Origin of the sequence: Micromonospora noduli (genome assembly GCF_003264365.1) — a bacterium.
Taxonomy (GTDB): Bacteria; Actinomycetota; Actinomycetes; order Mycobacteriales; family Micromonosporaceae; genus Micromonospora; species Micromonospora noduli.
In genome coordinates this window covers 1-1,523 of record NZ_PYAK01000132.1, presented here as the reverse complement: position 1 = coordinate 1,523, position 1,523 = coordinate 1, and the positions used below count along the sequence as shown (strand labels likewise).

The following is a 1,523-nucleotide window of genomic DNA, read 5'->3' as shown; positions in this document are numbered from 1 at the left end:
GCTGGCGGCGGCCTGGCTGGCGGCGGCCTGGCTGGCGGCGGCGTCGCTGCTCACGGCGGCGGGCCGTCGGCCGCCGCGTCGGGTCCGCAGCAGCAGGCCCGCGACCACGAGCGCCAGGTAGGTCGCGGCATCGAGAAGCAGCGGTACGCGGGTGCCGAACTGCCCCACCAGCAGGCCGGCCAGTACCGGGCCACCGAGCGCACCGAGCGAGACGGCGGTCTGGCTGATCGCGCTGGCTCGCGGCAGGTCGGCCGGGCGGACCATCGCCGGCAGCAGCGCGGCGAGGCAGGGTTGGGTCACCGCGAGCCCGCTGGCCAGCAGGGCGACGAGCCCTACCACCAGGACCGGTTGCTCGACGACGGCGAGGAGCGCGCAGATTGCGGCCTGCCCGAACCCGATGGTCACCAGCAGGGTACGGCTGTCCGTCCGGTCGGCGAGTCGGCCCGCGAGTGGGGCGAGTACCACCAGGGGCAGGGTCGCGGCCAGCAGCAGCCCGGACACGGCCAGCCCGCCGGCACCGGCCCCCTGTAGCGCCAGCGCCAGCGCGGTCGCGGCGAGGAAGTCGCCGCAGATCGTGGTGCCCCGAGCGGCGGCGGCGAGCCAGACGTCCGACCAGCGCGACTCGTCAGTTGTGAAGGACATACTTCGAAAATAGTCCTTCACAACTGATTCATGCAAGGCTGACTATGCCAGCGGCACCGTCCGGTACTGCACCGCGACCGTGCGCGCCCCCGGCGGTGGGTCACCCTGCCGCCGCCGCGGGTGATACGGCCGGAGCAGCGCCAGCACCGCCTCGTTCAACTCGGCCAACTCGTCGGCGGTGAGCAGCAACAGCGTGTCGGTGAACAGGGCCTTGTCGTACCACTCAGCCGGCTCGTCCCCGGCGCGCCGCAACCAGTCCCGGGTCCGCTCCATGGCCCGGACCGCATGCGCCTCCACCAGCGCCTGCTCGGCCGCACGCGCCTCGGGCCCGGCATCACGCCCCGCCTCGACCAGCACACTCACACTCGGCACACGCCACAACCGCTCGCGCGCGTCCCCCCGGCTCGGCGCCTGCTCGACCAGGCCGAACTTCGCCAACGCCCGCAGGTGGTAACTGGTTGCGCTCGGCGACAGCCCGACGATCTCGGCACACTCTGTGGCAGTCCCACCACTTTCGCGACTGTTCAGGTACTCCATGATCGCGATCCGGGCCGGATGGGCCATCGCCCGCATCACCTGGGGGTCGCTGATCGTCATCCGGCGCGAATCGGAGCGGGCCTCGGTCATAGGCCCATGATCCCGGGCAGTCCCCCAACCTGCCATCATCCCCGCGTCCCGCTCGGACCACCGCGCGTCGGCCACGCCTTTACCGACGGCAGCGAGCGGGCGAATTTGACGACGGGCACGGCTTGGCTGGGTGGCCTGAATGGCGAGCGTGGCTTGGCGTCACAGCAGCGCGGCGCGGCGGCGCGGCTTCACGGCGCGGCGCGGCTTCACGGCGCGGCGCGGCTTCACGGCGCGGCGCGGCTTCACGGCGCGGC

Annotated in this window: 2 protein-coding genes; both read right to left on the bottom strand. The window is 73.0% G+C overall.

Features of this window, described 5'->3' with window-relative positions; translation table 11 throughout:
- A partial coding sequence (locus GUI43_RS33260; RefSeq protein ID WP_146765985.1) for an MFS transporter occupies window positions 1–642 on the bottom strand: 642 nt, incomplete at its 3' end.
- 42 nt (window positions 643–684) lie between these two features.
- Window positions 685–1,269 (bottom strand): winged helix-turn-helix domain-containing protein, encoded by a 585-nt coding sequence (locus tag GUI43_RS33255; RefSeq protein ID WP_112585660.1) that lies wholly within the window; start codon window positions 1,267–1,269, stop codon window positions 685–687.
- Between the last annotated feature and the right edge of the window lie 254 nt (window positions 1,270–1,523).

What these genes read in the sequence shown, in the direction of transcription:
- GUI43_RS33255 (WP_112585660.1), bottom strand. Translation starts at nt 1,269, where the DNA reads ATGACCGAGGCCCGCTCCGATTCGCGCCGGATGACGATCAGCGACCCC.